The 16,937-nt window shown below is 48.7% G+C and carries 16 protein-coding genes; 1 reads left to right on the top strand and 15 read right to left on the bottom strand.

Going from position 1 to position 16,937, the window contains the following annotated elements; translation table 11 throughout:
* Positions 1-46 precede the first annotated feature (46 nt).
* Positions 47-988 carry an Rpn family recombination-promoting nuclease/putative transposase gene (locus AB3Y96_RS23375; RefSeq protein ID WP_130954137.1) on the bottom strand — a complete coding sequence of 314 codons (942 nt, stop codon included), beginning with the start codon at positions 986-988 and terminating at the stop codon, positions 47-49.
* A 115-nt stretch (positions 989-1,103) separates the two neighbouring features.
* On the opposite strand from AB3Y96_RS23375, the gene AB3Y96_RS23370 reads away from it, so the two are divergent.
* A complete protein-coding gene (locus tag AB3Y96_RS23370; RefSeq protein WP_336192651.1) occupies positions 1,104-1,712 on the top strand; it encodes a DUF2913 family protein in 609 nt (202 codons plus the stop codon).
* Positions 1,713-1,760: 48 nt separating this feature from the next.
* Here the strand turns inward: AB3Y96_RS23370 and AB3Y96_RS23365 are convergent, their stop codons facing one another.
* The 14 genes from AB3Y96_RS23365 to AB3Y96_RS23300 all read right to left on the bottom strand — a co-directional run bounded on the left by AB3Y96_RS23365 (position 1,761) and on the right by AB3Y96_RS23300 (position 16,931).
* Positions 1,761-2,027, bottom strand: coding sequence for a PerC family transcriptional regulator (locus AB3Y96_RS23365; RefSeq protein WP_252354291.1), 267 nt, complete (start codon positions 2,025-2,027; stop codon positions 1,761-1,763).
* Positions 2,028-2,038: 11 nt separating this feature from the next.
* Positions 2,039-2,248, bottom strand: a complete 210-nt coding sequence (locus AB3Y96_RS23360; protein WP_215758351.1) for a hypothetical protein — start codon at positions 2,246-2,248, stop codon at positions 2,039-2,041.
* Between the two features lie 169 nt (positions 2,249-2,417).
* Positions 2,418-2,993, bottom strand: coding sequence for a DUF2913 family protein (locus AB3Y96_RS23355; protein ID WP_215758374.1), 576 nt, complete (start codon positions 2,991-2,993; stop codon positions 2,418-2,420).
* A 37-nt stretch (positions 2,994-3,030) separates the two neighbouring features.
* Positions 3,031-3,534 (bottom strand): phospholipase D family protein, encoded by a 504-nt coding sequence (locus tag AB3Y96_RS23350; protein WP_252354296.1) that lies wholly within the window; start codon positions 3,532-3,534, stop codon positions 3,031-3,033.
* Positions 3,535-3,673: 139 nt separating this feature from the next.
* Complete coding sequence (gene trbC, locus AB3Y96_RS23345; RefSeq protein WP_336192687.1) at positions 3,674-5,869, bottom strand: F-type conjugative transfer protein TrbC; 2,196 nt, start codon at positions 5,867-5,869, stop codon at positions 3,674-3,676.
* Positions 5,856-6,854 (bottom strand): hypothetical protein, encoded by a 999-nt coding sequence (locus tag AB3Y96_RS23340; RefSeq protein ID WP_336192686.1) that lies wholly within the window; start codon positions 6,852-6,854, stop codon positions 5,856-5,858. The genes trbC and AB3Y96_RS23340 overlap by 14 nt, the downstream gene beginning before the upstream one ends.
* A 70-nt stretch (positions 6,855-6,924) precedes the next feature.
* A complete protein-coding gene (locus AB3Y96_RS23335) occupies positions 6,925-8,241 on the bottom strand; it encodes a conjugal transfer protein TrbA (RefSeq protein WP_336195549.1) in 1,317 nt (438 codons plus the stop codon).
* A 143-nt stretch (positions 8,242-8,384) separates the two neighbouring features.
* The gene (dqlB, locus tag AB3Y96_RS23330; protein ID WP_021542841.1) at positions 8,385-8,480 is read right to left on the bottom strand and encodes a DinQ-like type I toxin DqlB; all 96 of its coding nucleotides are present in this window, start codon (positions 8,478-8,480) and stop codon (positions 8,385-8,387) included.
* Between the two features lie 279 nt (positions 8,481-8,759).
* Positions 8,760-9,317 carry a hypothetical protein gene (locus AB3Y96_RS23325; RefSeq protein ID WP_130954496.1) on the bottom strand — a complete coding sequence of 186 codons (558 nt, stop codon included), beginning with the start codon at positions 9,315-9,317 and terminating at the stop codon, positions 8,760-8,762.
* 10 nt (positions 9,318-9,327) lie between these two features.
* Positions 9,328-11,460 carry a DotA/TraY family protein gene (locus AB3Y96_RS23320; protein WP_367300425.1) on the bottom strand — a complete coding sequence of 711 codons (2,133 nt, stop codon included), beginning with the start codon at positions 11,458-11,460 and terminating at the stop codon, positions 9,328-9,330.
* 50 nt (positions 11,461-11,510) lie between these two features.
* Positions 11,511-12,029 carry a conjugal transfer protein TraX gene (gene traX / locus AB3Y96_RS23315; RefSeq protein ID WP_064575580.1) on the bottom strand — a complete coding sequence of 173 codons (519 nt, stop codon included), beginning with the start codon at positions 12,027-12,029 and terminating at the stop codon, positions 11,511-11,513.
* Positions 12,026-13,246, bottom strand: a complete 1,221-nt coding sequence (traW, locus tag AB3Y96_RS23310; RefSeq protein ID WP_279078223.1) for a conjugal transfer protein TraW — start codon at positions 13,244-13,246, stop codon at positions 12,026-12,028. The genes traX and traW overlap by 4 nt, the downstream gene beginning before the upstream one ends.
* 17 nt (positions 13,247-13,263) lie before the next feature.
* Positions 13,264-16,326 (bottom strand): hypothetical protein, encoded by a 3,063-nt coding sequence (locus AB3Y96_RS23305; protein WP_064575591.1) that lies wholly within the window; start codon positions 16,324-16,326, stop codon positions 13,264-13,266.
* A complete protein-coding gene (locus AB3Y96_RS23300; RefSeq protein WP_367300424.1) occupies positions 16,323-16,931 on the bottom strand; it encodes a hypothetical protein in 609 nt (202 codons plus the stop codon). Before AB3Y96_RS23300 ends, AB3Y96_RS23305 begins: the two co-directional genes overlap by 4 nt.
* Positions 16,932-16,937 lie beyond the last annotated feature (6 nt).

The following is a 16,937-nucleotide window of genomic DNA, read 5'->3' as shown; positions in this document are numbered from 1 at the left end:
GATACTCACGGGGTTTTATTGTTTAGACGGGCATCGCGGCCATTGATTAGTGGCGGATTTGCTCCAGTTCGTCAGCGGTCAGACCGGTCATTTTCATCACGGTACCGCGATCGAGACCATTTTGTAGCATGGTGCGAGCAACTTCGAGTTTGCCCTCGAGTTTGCCTTCATAACGGCCTTTTTCTTCACCGATTTGGATGCCTTCCATGCGGCCTTTCTCGATGCCTTTCTGTTCAAGTTGTTGTGCGATGGTCATGAGTGCGTCTCCGTGTTGCGGCACACGCTGTGCCAGTTCGCGAACAAAAGCTTCAGAGTCTGCAGACTCGCCTGCTTGTACTAAGTAGTGTATCAGCGCTATCACTTGTGGTGAAGAGAGATAATCAGCCATCAGTAATGTCACCAGTCGGTCCGTCAAGGTAGCAATATCGCGCTGATGAATGTGTTTTTGCAGCAGGGTGAGTGCGGCCATGCTGCGGTGGTCCATAATTTCATCATCTGGTATCACAGTGACATCAACCAGCGGATAGGCTCCGCCGTAGACGTTTGCAGCCAGCGTTGGGTCGTCAAACTCATCGAGCCAGCGTGTCGTATAAGGATACGGGCTGCGTTTGCCGACATAGAATAGTATCGGTATCACCAGCGGCAGTTTCTTATGGCCTGCGTCAAGGTGGCGCTGCATAGCCGCAATGGCATAGCGGGTCATGCGAAAGGCCATATGAATATCGGGTGAGCTTTGATGTTCGATTAAAACATGCACATAGCCCGTTCCTTCAACTGTCTCTACGCTGTAGAGCACGTCACTAAAATACTGGCGAAGATCATCTTCAACAAAGGAGCCTGATTCCAGTTTCAGCGTGCTGAGGTCACAGATAGCTCGTAGCTCTGCCGGAAGATGGATCTCCATAAAATCCCGTGCGATTTCCGGCTGTGTAAGGAACTGGCGGAAGGTCGCATCATGCGGCGTAGGCGTGCTGTTTTTCTTCTTCATCGATACAGACTCTCAATATTGATATGTCTATGATATCACACTTAGAAAACGCGGGATTTTTTGCCTGATATGCTGCGTGTGATATTCTCCTGCTTATAGTATATGGAGATACGCTTTGACCGTTTTATATCAAAAAAATCCCTCCCCAGAGTTAGCCCACATGTGTTGGTGCCTGTTAGTTGCTGTCAAAATGGCGCGGCGTGTCGGTAAGATAGCGTCAGACTTGCAAGAGCATCTCTTTATCATGCAGTGGCTAGCCAATGCGCAGAAACGCCATTTGTTTCCCAAAATAGTGGCCAACGATATCGCCTGGTTTATATCCCAAGGGAAGAAATATGGCTATGGGGCTAAGTTGTACAACAAGGTTGAATATATTTTCCGTTCTAGATCGGGTGCTCTAGCGAATAAAAGCGCGTTATTCCGGTTTACCTATCTTGTTGAAACGCTAAAAACGATGGGATGGCTGGATTACTTATTGTCGCCATTAGAATGGAAGAACTACCGAAAAGCCTCTTCAACGGCCAGTACGATCTATACGCCAAAAGCGTTGTTACATGCTTCGTTTAATGAGGCTGGGGAGCTTGTTAAACCTTTGCCTCTGCGTTTTACTGGCGATATAACAGGCTTGCCTCGCCTGATTGACGAGTGTGGTTTTACAGTACGCCAGCTGCCGGAAGATAAGGGGTTTACCGTGTTGGAGTTTATGCCACGGACAGACTGTTAATTCACTTGCCATTGGCAGGTATTCATATCACGCAGTAGGAACATCGACTTACAGATTGTCTTTCCTGTTTGCCTCTCTTTGCGCGAGGCGCGTTAACTCTTCGGCGGCTATCAAGCATTTTTCTCGACGCATGGCCGCGTACTCACGTTCATGGTCTTCATTGACACAATCAAACAAATCCAACCATTGTCTGGCTGCTCGACGCCACGCTCCTTTAGTCTCAAGGGTAAGTGCAAGCTTATGGTGTTTCTCTGCCGTCATCGAGAAGCAAAACAGCGTTGCATCCGTAGGCTTTGTCGGGTGACGTTTAGGCATCGAGTTTCCTTTTAGCGCTGTAATATTTTATCGGCATGAATGACTTCGTTACGTGGCCCCGTAATAAGGGCGGTGCGTCTGAAAAAGCCTGATTTAGCGATATCAATGTCCGCCAGTAGCTTAAGTACATCGATACTGGGCTCAACATCGCTGGCTTCAAATAGAGAATACAACACTGAAATTGTCGCGATACTACCATCATCCATTAGATTTACGTTCATTTTTTAATTCCACTAACGCGATAACGGCATGCGTCATCAGATGATGGATAGCATAGTGCTATATGAGGCTATTTGACTATTAAGATATTGAGAGTAAATGAAAATATTTGTGGATGGTATTTACAATTGGAGGGAAGTTATGCGCCATGATGGCGCATAACTTAAAGGGCTAGGGGGTGAGCAGTAGTTGGTTATGAGAGGCTTTAACTAATACGGTAGAACTCAGAAGACTTGTTAGAATATTGGTGGCGTACTCCAGATCACCTTCAACACGAATAGGCAAAGGCTTAAGCTGTTTACCTTCGTCATCGTAGGCGGCTTCCAGTGCGGGTAATTCCATGTAGATTGCCGGCTCAGAAGGGGCAACCCATCCTTTTTTCCAGTCACCTGATGAGAGAGTATGGCTTTGCCACCCCTTGTTTTTGAGCTGCTCGATGGCATAGGTCAGCCGAAACAAATCGCTTTGCTTGTTAATGTCCTCGTTGCATGACTTGTACATGTAGATGATTTTTCGTTTCAGGTTAGCCATGATCCCCGCTTGTTTGCCAATGCGCAGTAAATAGTCAATTTCACTCGCTATGTCTTTTGAAAATAGCTTCTTTTTTTGAGCCGTACTCAACCAATTCATTAAAAAAATATGTTCCTGAACCGGTGTGGTTACACTCCGGTCGTGTCGTGCAATACCAAGGGCAATTTGAGCACACAAAGCGAAGTGGCCAAGTAATTCAGTCGTGTCTGTCGTCATTTTTAATTCCATATGTGAATTCATTTTGTAGAAGGGATTAATAGGTAGATTTCCAGTCATGGCCAACTTGCCATCTGGATTGCCAGTGCTGAAGGTATTCTTTGGCTAACTCAGGTACTTCGGTGATGAGGATGGCATTCTCTGAATTGGATTTGTTGGCTGCCGAACTGAAGTTATATGACCCCGTTTCAACGTTGGCATCGTCGGTGATAATGACTTTGTCATGCATGATTTTGTATTTGCTGACAGTACGCAGCGGGATTTCTGCGTTAACCAGCAAGTTCATTGCTGATTTATTGGCTTTGCATTTGTCGCAGACGTTTCCTTTCTCATCGATAACCACTCTGACATCCACACCGCGCTTCTTAGCATTAATCAAAGCCTTCACCACCTCGGGCGACGTGAATGAATAAGCCATCATTCGGACCGATTTCTTTGACTGGTTAATGGTGTTTAGGACGACCTGTTGCGCTGTGCCTTCCGGTGAGAAGCCAACCTGAATAGAGGGAGCAGCTAGGGCGTAGGGCGTGATTCCGAGCATCAGTGCGAATGTTAAGCTTTTAAAAGATAGGGAAAGGGTAGACGTTCGGTTTAATTTTTCCATAGGGGCTCCTGATGAGCTTATAAATACAAGCCATCATGTTGAAGTCTGCAATTAGACGTGGGCGTTGATTAAGGGATCAGTGGTCCTGAGACATGAATGCCGTCGACTGTTTAGCCAAACGGCGGGCCATTGCATCCGAGACTTTGAGGGGGTTAGGCTGTGTTTTCACCGTAAACCATTTTTTTCCGCGTTTATTGATGACATCGCGGGCAGCTTCAAAGAGGAGTATCCCCCGTTGCGTGGGGCTATAACTAATGTCACAACGGTTATCGAGATCCATCGCTACTTTCATCAGTCTTGCCAAAATCGGGTCCATGAGCGGCGGTATAGTATGCGTTTGACTGCCGGCGACGATTTCATCCGTTCTTTGCAATACCATGCTGACTTCCATTTCAGACGGCGGCAGTAGACGGCTCAGGTGAGGATTTTGCGCGATTAAGTCGGCTTCGGTCGGGCTTCCTATATCGATGAAGCGATTGATCCTGAGCTCAAGTTTGGACGATAACTTCTCGTCATCAGGGATATAGATTGCGCTGCTGGGTACCAATGCACTTTTAAACGAGATAAAGCCTTCGCCGGGATTCAGATCTTTTAGTTCATCGAGCGATATCCTATTTTTCTCACGGATATAGGTGGTGTTGGCTTCCTCATAGCTGCTGCTGACGGTGCCAGGTGTTCGTTTCATCTCACCCAGCTCGGCGTAGTAGTCTTTCCCTGCCGTGGCTTTCGCCAGTTCAAAGGTGTCCTTTTCATCCTGCAATGCCATAAACCACTTCACAAGCATGTTGGCGTTGACGGTTTGGTATTCCCCTTTGAATTGCGCGATGAATCGCTGAATATCCTGAGCTGAAATGACGAGCATCATACCAAGACTACGCATCTGGGCGGCGAGGTCATCCATACCGGGTGCAAAGTAACTCCCGAGCTCATCATGTATATCTGGATAGGGGAACGGGTTAGCGAACTTTTTGGCGATGAGAACGTCTTTACGCTTCCCCTCCAACTGATAACCGAGGTCACGCGAAATCACCATGCGTTTAGCGGAAATATATAATTTCCCCAGGTTTGCGGATTCACTCTTGGATAATTCGAGGGCAGGGATAAGCACGACCAACGTGCGATCGTTATGCAAAACATCTCGGATATCGATGTCGCCAGCATCAGTGGCAAATATGTGGCCGTAGACATCGTTAAACATGGCTAACATGCGAGAGAATTGCTGAATGAGAAAGCCATGCTGGTCATAAACGCCTTGATCCCACTCCGAAGGTTTGCTCACTAGCTCCATGCGGAAACCGGCCAGATTGTTGAGGTAGGACTCCAGCGCATTCAAGGCTTCATCGTGCCAACCATTTTGCTTACCTTCAATGTAGAGCTCGGCCATTTTTTTCAATGGCAGGTGTTTTTGTATCATTGATTGAGACAGGCGAATAGTTTCCTTTTTGCACTTGTAATACAGCGCATAGATCAGCCCATAAAGCATCGGTTTCGCTTTATCCTGCCAACCAGCTTCACTGGCCCCGACTTGGGGGAGCAGCGACTCCATCAGCTGAATGATGAATGTGGCAGTCGCATCGCCAAAGAAGTTAATCGAGTTTGATTGTGGACGCGTTCTGTCATTGCCGAGTAGTTCATCGAAGCGATCACGACCGCCATTAAGGAAGTTAAGCACGTAGTAGTTATCTTCCTGCCCATAGCGTCGCATCAATGACCAAATCGCGTAGGCGAGTCTGGTTTCCGCCTTACCATCGGAGAACGTCATTCCCCGCCCCATGCAAATGCTGTTGAGCTGAATGGACAGTAGGGCTTCTGTCTTCCCCGACCCCGTGGTGGCCAGCAGTTGCAGATGGCGAAGGCAGTCTTCAAGCGTTAGCCATAGCTCTCGGCCGAGAAAGCGTCGTCTGGCATGACCCAGACACATGATGCCGGCTGACTTATCCCACGACAGTCGACGGCGCGTAAATCGAAAAAGGCCCATCGGGCCTTTAAATTCGTATGCGATTTCCCGCTCGGTTGACATATCGAGGCCGCCGATATCCTTCGGCATTCGCAACGGCATCCTGAACAGCTGACCGAAGAATGTCAGCAGCCATATGGCGGTTGCAAATACTCCCGGAATGAGCACCCAGGTACGTAAAAAAGTGAGGATCAAGATAACGACAAGCCCAGCCTGAACGGTAACCGGCGCAAGTAAATAATCATCTATCCATGTTGACTGTGTTGTTTGCCTAACCCTGATCTTATCAACGGGCTGAGTATTATCGGATGACATTATCGGCCCCCTGTATCGGTGCATTCATGAAGTTGGCCAGCGCGTCATCGCTGGTAAGGGCGTTAAAAGGGATATCCCGGCCATCATCAGCGATTAACTGCGGTGTGCCGGGAAGCTGGTAATAATCAAAGGCGCGGTCATTAATGCTGATGGCGTGCTGACCATCAGTGCAGCTGTCGGGCGCGGTTTCTTTGCTGGCAGTCGGTGAGAGAGAAACGTTACCGTCTGCTCTGAAGAGTGATTGCCACAGCGAAGTGCGTTTATCGGGTGCGACACACAAAATAGGGGAAACAGCTGCGACCGTGTCCTGCTTGCCAACAAGTGTTACGGGGAAGATAACCACGTTGTAGTCACGTGTTAGTGCCTCGAGCGTAGGCTCGATCTCTTGGCAGTGAGGACAAAGAGGATCGGAGAAGACATATATCGTCCGCGAGCGACCGCTTGATAAATCAATGGTGTAACGACCACTATCCGCTGCCTTTTTAAGACTCGCCGCGCGAATGGCCAACGAGTTATTACTGCTTTCTTGGTTTGCCGGCGCTAAAGGTGCCGCTGCGGGAGGAGGAACCGCGACGGGAGGCTCTATTTGTGGTGCTTCGAGAGCCGTCGTATTTCTACTGACCTCAGTCGGTGGTGGCGGTGGAGTTTGTGGTTTTGGATACGTTATGAACGCAGAGAAAGCCATGTAAAGGCAGATGAGAATGATTGGTACACCCAAAAATCTTAGTAAGTCGATGGATATTTTTCCCATCCGGCGCTGTCGTTCTTCGTGGATTGCCTGCAGCAACAAAGCCGCATTTTCGGGCGTAGATGCGCGATAAATCTCCTGTGGTGTTTGTGTTTTGCTGTCATGCATCAGCACGTTTCCTTGGATGAAAAAGCGGCTTGATGGACCGGGCATGATGAGAAATAACGGCGCAGATGAATTTTGGGCGTAAGCCGATAACATCCCGTTTTTATACAAGACGGAGCAGTGGGTATGCATGTTGGAATCCTTTTGGAGAAATGAAAGCTAACTAGAAATGGTGTTAGTAATACGCTCGATAACTGTCTCTTCAGGAAGGAGAGAAGCGGATATGTTTCTTTGTCTCTGAGTCCGGAGGAGTCGTAGCCGTTAGTGGCACCTGTGCGTTTTGTTGAACTGCTGTCTGCGTTGGTATTGGCAGGGGCGTTTCGGGTACGTTATGAAGAAAAACCAGATCATCAAATGTGGTGCTGTCTTCTTGGGCTTCGCTACTGGTGTCAGGTTCGTGGTCATCAATAACCATACCAATGCTGCGTAAATCGCTTTCTAAACCCTGTACAGCGTAAACGGTGAGGTTGTCAGGCGGTGGAATAACCACACGCATCTTTTTCGACAGTTTCGATACGAGCGCTTCCCACTGTGCGGCAGCGACTACGCCAGCACCTTCAACAAAGACTTTACTGCGATCCGATGACGACAGGACATACCATAACGTTCTGTCTAGACCCTTAAGCCAGCGAAACTGACCTGCAGGTAAACGCAAATCCTGAGCATGTAGGGCAGAGAGGGCCGTTCGCGTTGTGCTGTGGTGTTTAATCCACGCTTTAGCTTGAGGCGTGGCCATAACCTGCTGAAAAGCCTTTTCTGCAATGCTTAACTTTGGATAACCCCGCTTCTTTCCATGCTCTTTCTGGCGTTTACCGCATGAGCGATTTAAAGCGTCTCGCAGCTCGAGGGCGGCAGGTCTGTCATCACAAAATACCTGTAAGCCGATGATGGCCACTAATGCACGCTCATGCGCGCTAAAGCTTGATGCGTTGTGCAACGGCGTCCCGAGTTGAGCATCAAAAGCCCGCTTAGCGCGCTCATGGTCGAGACGTTGTCCGATCACCAGTTTATGCTCGATGGCAAATTCATCGGGGCGCTGGGCGCTTCGATGCTCTGGAGGATCGACATTGAGTAGCTGCGTTTTAGGATCGCCATACTGCAATGCGGGAATAATGGCGGGGGAGAATTTGGACATGATTTTTGGCAGCGTATAGATATCAATTTTGCGGCGAGTCAGACTCAGTGGATGGTTTCGAGTCGTGATGAGGCCGTACACCGTGATGGGAAGCATAAAGACATATAAAATTCCTGCAGTCTGGTTCATGACCTCAAGAAACTGGCCAAGACTCAGTTCTTCCACCCGTTTACTTGCCCAAGCGAGAAGATTCATTTTCTCGGCAACGTAGGTATGTATCGATGCAAAGTCTGCCAGAGCCCACAGGTAATAAAGCAAGGCACAGCAGGCATAGTAGAAAATCGAATGAAAAATGACGATGGCAATCAGTATCAGCGCCAGCGCCATTAGCGTCATGGTCCCCTGATCATTATTTGAGGATGGAGTCGGGTGAGCGGCAGACATGACAAGGTCTCCAGTTAAGGTTTCAGGTTGCGAAGTCGGGATGTGGTGAGTTCGGAACGACGAGCTGGGTATTGACGAAGGGGATGTTTATTAAAGGGCGGGAAGCGGTTAACTCCCCACCCTTAGCTACGTTTCAGCCGTCATCAGTCGATGAATTGGCGGATCAGTTCGAGAATGGCAATCAGCGCATTTGCTAGCGCTGCTACTGCTCTCAGAACGATGATTAACAGGTTAACCATCCGTTTCCCCTTGAAGGGAGTGAGAACCATACTGCTTACTCATACACTGCCTGTCGCAGTATTTGCTCATTTGTTAGATAAAGTTTGCCTCACTCCGGCCAGAGCTACCAACTCAGTGCTGGAACAGTAAAAAGCCGACCTCACCAGTCGGTTTTTTTACGCCTGAAGAAAACCAATCTCTGACTCTTCAATGAGATAGAACCTTCTGGTTGTTTGCACCAGACAGAAAAAAGAGCACCTGAAAAGGTGCCCTTAATGGAGTGGATGGAAAACGATGAGTTAAGCTGCTTGCATTCTTTCGGCAACTATTTGGCTGAACTGTTTATTGCTACCTTTAGATGGTGAGTATGAAGGTGATAACAAGAAGTCCAGCTTATCAATGAATGGGATGATTTTTGCGTTGCTATTAACTTTAAAGCTAGGTGTGTTGATGTCATTAAACTTTAGAGTCAAAGCACAGTCTTTCTGTTCGTATCCAGCCCAATCATTAAAGTTGAATCCATAAACTTGTTGGCCCGATTTATCAAGAGCGATAAGTAGTATATTGCCGGTGCTTGTATCAATACCAACGTATCTCAGAGAATAAGGTGAGCAATGTGATATTACCGAGGTGTTGTCTTTAAATACTGAGTTTGAAATTCTTTGTATTTTTCGTTTTCCACTAATGTGAAAATAAAAAATTATCATCCATAGTGCTGCTGTAAATAGAAAAGAAAACGTTGCAAATTCTCCGCCTCGATGCGTGTCAAACGCATTGTATATAACCATTGCTGTCAAAATAGTACATAATGCAGCTAATAAATGCATTATTGAAATAAATAGCGATTTTAAAGTCATTTCACTTTCCTCATTTTATTCCATCCTCTCCACTTGAGGGGGTTTTACTATTTAATTTTACACCTGGAGCATGTTGAAGTCCACGTGAAAAACCAGCAAACATGCTTTTTGCAGACTCAGCCATTCCACCAAGAATACTTGCTGCTTCACGTCCACCAAGCCAAGATATTACATAGTCTGGCATGGTGACCTGTAAAGCAAAGACGCGGGAAACGGTTGTGGTGCAAATACGAGAATAAATCATCAGAAGCCCCACCAAAGAAATTATTCCCGTTATTGAATTTGCTTGTACGTTGGCAATTGCAGGGCCAAATAACATATTCAGTAATGTTCCAATAGCTACAATAACCAAGCTCGCAAAGGCAAAACCTAAAACCATTAACATGGGGCGAATTTGAGCATCAATAAGGAATATATATCCATATGCTGACCTACTTCCTTTTTCTTCCTCCGTACCAATATGTGTGGCTGCCCAGAGAGATCCACCTGTTGCACCCACTAATACACTAACAATCCAGTTAGCAGCTGCCGCTAACCAGAAAATCATTGGTATAAGAGGTAAATATATTGAAAGACTAAAGCCGACACTTAATAGAATAAGCAGTAAAAAATATACTAATCCTGAAATAGCTAGTACCACGTTTTTAAATGCACTCCCGACACCCAAAGATACGACTTTAAGCACAAGGTTATCGGAGGCCGTTTCCGCGACAATTCTTGCTGCAGTAAAGGATGTATAAATGACTTCAGTTGCTACCAGTGTATAATCCCCGATTGCTTTCATTTTTAAAAGCGGGTTCATTTGATCGCTATTAACCTGGTCAGAGCCAATGTTTTCTGTTGCTATCGCATTGGTTATGTACAGCATGGGTTTATGAGTAAATGAAATTAAATATGAAAGTGGATCTTCGGAATTAGTCGGCTGAGTATCTTTAGCTGTTTGAGTTCCTAAAGGTGGTGTGTAGGTTGAGTTTTGAAGTTGAGCTCGATATGCCGTCATGACATCACTCAACGTTCCACTGACACCAATATCTCCCAAAGATGATTGTCCACCGATCACGGGTTTTAATGTCACAGCGTCACTGACTTTTTGGTTAGCTGTCGCAAATGTCTGATACCACGCCCCCAGTGAAAGCCAACCACTCTTTTTGAGTTGTGCTGTCATGGCAGCCACGAGCTCGTTGCCATTCCCCTGAGCATTTACCACTTTATTGATGGTATCTTCATAGGTGTGTGCCGCTTGCTGGATAGCCGTTTCTGCATCAGGGATAGCGCCACTCCCATTCTTTTGCTTATTCAGCAGGGCAGTAACGAACGCCGAGGCATTTTGACTTAATGTGTTCTGCATCTGATTCATGGCATTACGCTGCGCAGACTCGATAGCATCCGTGTTCACATCAGGTGAGAACAACCAGCCCGTCATGCTGTTCTTACTCGACGCCGGTAATCGCGCCGAACCACAGCTAGCACTGCCGTTGGTGATTTCAAATCCGTCTGTGACACTTTTGATGGCCATGAGCGGCGTATCGCTTTTCCCATATTGGCCATACATGCTGCTGAGTTCAGCGTTGGTCGCGTACATGCACAAATTCATTTCATAAATAGCGCGCGCAGAACTCACGGTTTGCGGCGCGACGGGTTGCATCACCAGTGAATAGCCGCTTTGCATCAGGTCAGCAATTTTGTCTGTCATCAGGTTAGCGCTGCCGATACCCATCACTGATACGGCCCACAGAAAGACCAGTTGTGCTAGTGACCAGCCTGATACCGTGGGTACCAGAAATAGAAAACCCGCGACCGTTGTGACGACCGCCATTGGCGTAGCACCACTGCCAAACACTTTCCCAGTGTGTCCCGCTTTGGTGATGTGCTTGAGGCTTATCATCAAGAACCAGATAACAGCGAGGGCAAAGACGATACCGTTAAAAATGAAGAAGAGTTGACCGACCATTGTCGCGTTAGTGGATAGCGGGTCTGTGACAACGTCACCGAATATCATAACCAAGAGTTGACGAGACAAGTCAGTTGAGCGTTTTGCCGCCGCTTCAATGCTGTCAAAACTCACCGCTGTATCAGCGCAGGCGTATGACGCCCAAAGCAAATTGACCAGTACACTGGCATAAAGGGTTCGTAACCATTTCATATTTTGACCTCGGCCTGAACGACCGTTGATGCAAGACAGGGAGGGAGGCGCTAACGCCAAGGAAATAAGGTCATGCGTATCCACGGAGTTTCATGACGAAAATCAGTGAAGGTGCCTTTTTCACCTGTATTTACCCGTTGCTCACGCAGCTGCCAGAGCCGCCACGTACAGACAATGGCCTGCAGAAAAGGAATACTGCTCAGTCCCAACAAGACCACCATAATCACACTCGCTCGCAACAGTAATGAGAAAGTCGATATCCCGCTGGCGAGTACGGCTAACAGTAAACCGAAGGCCAATAGGGCGGGGATAGCGCTCATCACCAGATAAAGCCGTTTACGTCGGATCTGCTGGCGTTCGATAGCCTCGATATCCATGCCGCTGGCTGTTACAGCTTCCTGCCAACTTAACTCGGGCTGCCGGCGACGCCGCGCAATAAGTTTTCTGGCCACACGCATGCGCTGCAGTTGCTTACCCAGTGAAGGAATAATACGGTTTTTGGTGTAGCGTGCTTCAGATAGCGGAACAAAGAGGTTGGCCAGAAAATACAGGCCGGTTTTTATCTTCATCGCGCAGCCCCCGCTTTAACTTGTTCCATCTTGCCAGCCAACTGCGGTCGGTAATGTTCTGTGGCCATCAGCGCCAGCTGCTGACCGACCAGAATGTTGCTTTTTTCCTGTTCGTGCTTAATGCCTAACGCCAGCCAGTTACCCAGGTTTTGCACACGAATTTGCTCGCGAACAAGGTTGTCACCTTCCATCTGCTGCAGGTCAGCTAAGTAGGCAGTATTGGCATAGCGCCTTCCCACTTCGAATGATTCAAATTCACGCTGAGACATTTGACCGGATGATTGCGCCTGTTGCGATGCGGTGTCATTAAAGTAACTTTGTGCCGATGGCACCTTAAGCGCGTCTTTCAAGGCATCTTTAGTGGCCGCATTCGGAGAACTTGCAGCAATCATGGCCATTTGCGGTTCGCGGGCCGCATCCATGATGCCCTCGTACTGTGTCATTAGACCTGCATACTGCTTACCCGAGGCCGTTTTGACCTCTCCTTTACCTAATTGACGCCCCGCTGAAGGTGCGGTGGTATTGAGGGTGTAGGCGACGGCAGCGTCAATCTGAGTCTGCGTGAACGTCAAATCAGGCGTTTTGCCCACCTTTCCGGCACCGTCGAGTAAAGACGCTAACTGCTTATCACCGCCCGGATACTGCGATACGCTTGGACACAAATCGGTACCGCCGTAAGCCGCATAATCTGTGGCATCGCACCACTGCCCGTGTAGGGCTGCGCTCTGATATTGCACCTGTTCTGGTGCCGGTGTGGCTTCGGTTAAGGCCGTCTTCAACTGACTATTACTGACGCCGCCGCCCCGCGAATAGCCGCTCTGCGTGGCACGGGCTTGACTATTGACGCGGGCCGCTGCTCCCGAGGTAGATTCTGTACAAATCGTTTCAGGAACGGCAAAGCTTCGTCGTGCTTGTTCAAGCCGTTCAGACTGGCGCGCGAAGCTATCCTGTGTTGCTCTTGATTGCTCTGCCTGCTCGATCATAGAAGATATTTTGTCGCCGTTGGCATTGATGGCCGCGCCCACCTGATGCTGCGTCGTCGATATCTCGGTTAATGTGCCATTAGCCGCGCGAAGTTGAGGCATAACATCGCGCGAAATAGGCACGCTACTGTTTACGTTAACCGTAGCGGCCCACGTTGGCGTGGTAACGAGTAATGAAATCAGGGATATCGTGAAAATAGCGGGGCGGGTATATCGGTGAGTTTTTTTGTCCATTTTACGCTCTCTGTTTGTCACCCTTGCAGGTAGCCGTAATCGCTGAGGAGTTGATTGGCAAGGAGATTGACCACGCTGGTGTCATCCTCATTACTTGCCTTATCTTTCATGTGGTTAAGTTGCGCGCTGGCGCTTCCGCGAGGAAATTTTGTGGCCAGCAGTTCACGGGCGACATGCGACCCTAGTTTTTCAGTGAGTCGTTTCCTCAAGGCACGGTCAGCGGGCGTTGAGTTCAGCGCCCACAGTTCGCGAGGTCCAACGGCGTGTTTGAGCAATTGCGCAACATTGCCGCGTGAGGTTTTGAAGATGCCCAAAAAGGTGGTTCCCGAACCATCAGGCGCTGCGCCCGGTGGGGTTGTCAGCAGACGCCGCAGGGTTATCTCCGGAATTTGATAGGCTTTGGTGAGTAGTGAAAAATCTTTCTCACGGACGCGCATCATGTAGACGGAGTTCGCTGACTCAAGCAGATCAGGCGGGTAGTCATCAGGATATTGAGAAGCAAAAACCGTGCGTACACCGAACTTACGTTGCTCACGGTCTTCGGTCTGCAGCGCATCCCACAACACCTGTACTCCTTTGATATTGTGCATTTCATCGATGAATATCAGTTTGGTTTCCTGATCCAACTGTTCAATACGTTTGCGGTGCAACGGGATGTAGCGAGGATCAAGATTGGCATAAAGTTCATCCTGAATTTGCGGCAGGTAAAAGTCATTTCCTCCGCCAATCTGACGCGCAAATTGATACATGATGCCGGTCTTTAATTTGCCTTCCGGTGTGGGTTTTCCAGCGACGTTATTGACATCGACAATCGCAATACGGGTTTCTGGACTGAATATAAGCCGAGTTCTACCTGACAGCAGGGGATAGTCGGTCAGGGCTTTGGCCAGACACCGTGAAACATACTGCAGTAAGGATTCTTGAGTTCCTGGTCGTGTCACGCCAACAAAATTATCGGCTAGCTCTTTTTTGCTAAGTTCATTCTGCAGGTCGTTTAGTAGCGGCACCGCCTGTGACTGTGCCAGTGTCGCTTCCGAGACATAGCCTTTATCAAACAACATATCGCGGACTTCATACCATGTTGCCGACACCCACCATTCTGGCGAGTAAGCATGAAGAATTTCGCTTTCTTCGAGTGCACGATCAACTTCAGGAACAAGCCCTGCCCCATAGCGCGTCGGGTTAATTTCTCCCTTTTCTTTGAAAGCACTATCGACAATCCTCCCAAGAATATCGGCGCAGCTGGTAGGGTCAGGCGGCAATCCGGTCGCTGGGTCTGCGCATAAGCTTTTGAGTAAGCTCAAAATGTAATCACGCTCTGTACTTAGCGGGGCTTTTAATCCCAGCTGGATATCCATCGGATTACGGCAGTGCTCAGCGGTATTTTTCAGAACAATACTGACAATTTTATGTTTCGCGTCGTCTGGCAGCGCATCATGGACGATGTCGTAGAACCCTTGCGTGGTGTATCCCTTATCGATGAGTAACATAAAGGGAATATCAATATTGCTGTTGGCCAGAAACGAGAGATGGCTACTGTTAGCGATCACCGACTTACCTGAGCCGGGTGGCCCCATAATGATCTCGGTGTGTTTCTCCTGCAAAGGACTGGCTAACTTTATGACGAACGGTTTGCGCCCCGGAGTCAGATAGACAACGTTGCCTTCAGACCAGGGACTGCACGGCTGCTGCAGCGGTAACAGGCGTAATGCGTCAGACAGGGTAGAGAACATCAGGTTAGGGCCGCTATAGCTGGAAACTGCGGGTAGTGTTGATATCCATGCACGCACCGGATCACCAAAGGTTCCCGTGACATCAGTGATCCCCCACCCCTGCAGTGATTTCTTGAGCAGGGTGAGATTACGCTGCAGCGCTTTATTGTCGCGGTGCCACGTACTGGCGGTAATGCTTAATACGACAATCGGGTCCTTTTTATCCTGCTCCAGCAACCACTGTACGGATTCATACTGTTGACGCAGGGCAGGGATAATCGCCAGAAAGGTTAATAGGAAATTTTTATAACCGAGCTGTGAGGCACCGCCCGGCATAATATCGAACCGTAAACGCCACGGCACCTGACGGGGGACGTTGGCAAAGAGTTCGGGGAAGATTTGCGGCCGCTGCGGGAATAACGTCATGGCCAGTTGACCGTGGAAGAACCCGTCTACTTCCACAATGGCCCCTTCTGTGGAGACTTGGGTATCGCAGTATTGATAGTTCAGGTGAGGGGCAAGACATGCACTGATATCTTTGCCATCACCTCGTATTTTGCCATGTGGCATGACGCGATCACCGGGAAGTAAAGGTTGCCAGTACGGTGACGTGCTGCTTTTTTCGATTTCATCACGAATGATGCGGCCTGTTTCGTGCGCATCCATAAGACGGACAGACACACCGTTGTTTCCTGCGTTCATGTCGAAGATAAGCTTGTCTAGAAATGCATCATGACGAAGTTTTAAACCTTCAAATTCAGAGTAGATCGGGTTTTGTGAGAATCGCGCTTCAGGTAATTCACCCAGCGCGTTTTGTCTGCGGATTTCGTTTTTGTGTTCATCGGCAGGCAGGGCACCGATGGCGGTATACACCACTAGAAAAACCCGCTCACGCGCCATATAGGGCGACATCTTTTCGATACGCTCTTGTGCCACGTCGTCCATATCCAGATGCAGGTGCTTCCATCCGCGGCGCAGCGGCTTCATGAGCTCGGTCATTTCTTCTTTTCCACGATCGGGATCGTGTTCAAACACAACACTGAGCTTATAACCTAATGCTTTAAAATCACCTGTCAGCTTGTCGGCCAGATGGGTATAAAAGAACTGAAATGTGCCTGACTTAGGGGGTTGTCCTTCGGGGGATTCTTCAAAGCTGAAATCTCGAAATGCGCCCTTAATTTCCAGACAGCTGACAAAGTCATTATTCTTGGTCGTCTGAATGTAGGCCGCATCCATAGACGGATGGCGGATTTTGTCATCGTCTGTTAAGCCGATAACGGTGCGCAGGTCACAATAGTCTGCGAAGTTTTGGCCCAGCGTGTAGCGTGACAGCCACGCCAGTGCGTCTTCAATTTTATCGAGGATCATGCTCCACCTTGCTTGCGGTAATGTTGATACATCAATGGCCACCAATCAGGGGTGGATTCGAGTGGGGTTAAATCAGCAGGGTCTGGCAGACGAGCGGGATTTAGCACCGGTGATAGGCTGTGCCATGCAGCCCGTGTCCCGTTGCGTTGTAAGGGTGCCGTCCTGTGTAACGCCTGCGCAAAAGCACCGGGATGTGAGGTATCAAAGCGCTTTTCAGCCAGCGTTTTGTGCTCAGTAAGCCATTCCAACAGCTGTTGGGCATCCTTTCGCGTCTGCTCATCGTCACAACGAAGTGCGACATACAACGTGCGCTGGAAGTGGCTGATATCTTCAGGTGACAGGCCGGGTAGGATTGCCATGACTGCGCTGTCTGCGTTGAGCGTATTGAGTTCTTTCCATGCGCGACAAAACGGATCGACTACCGTGAGATTACTGTCATCGCGATTGAGCGGGTTTCCATCACGGTGTATTGCCGTATTGTGGCCAGAAGGATAGCCACAATATTCGCATTCGCAGCCCAATGATTGCGCATGGGCATTTTTAAGCGCACCTTTTTCTTCAGGCGAGTCACCGGCAATGGTGTGTTTAAGATCGAGTTCAAGCATATAGCC

It is taken from the genome of Hafnia alvei (assembly GCF_964063325.1).
Classification (GTDB): domain Bacteria; phylum Pseudomonadota; class Gammaproteobacteria; order Enterobacterales; family Enterobacteriaceae; genus Hafnia; species Hafnia alvei_B.
This window is presented reverse-complemented; position numbering and strand designations above follow the sequence as displayed.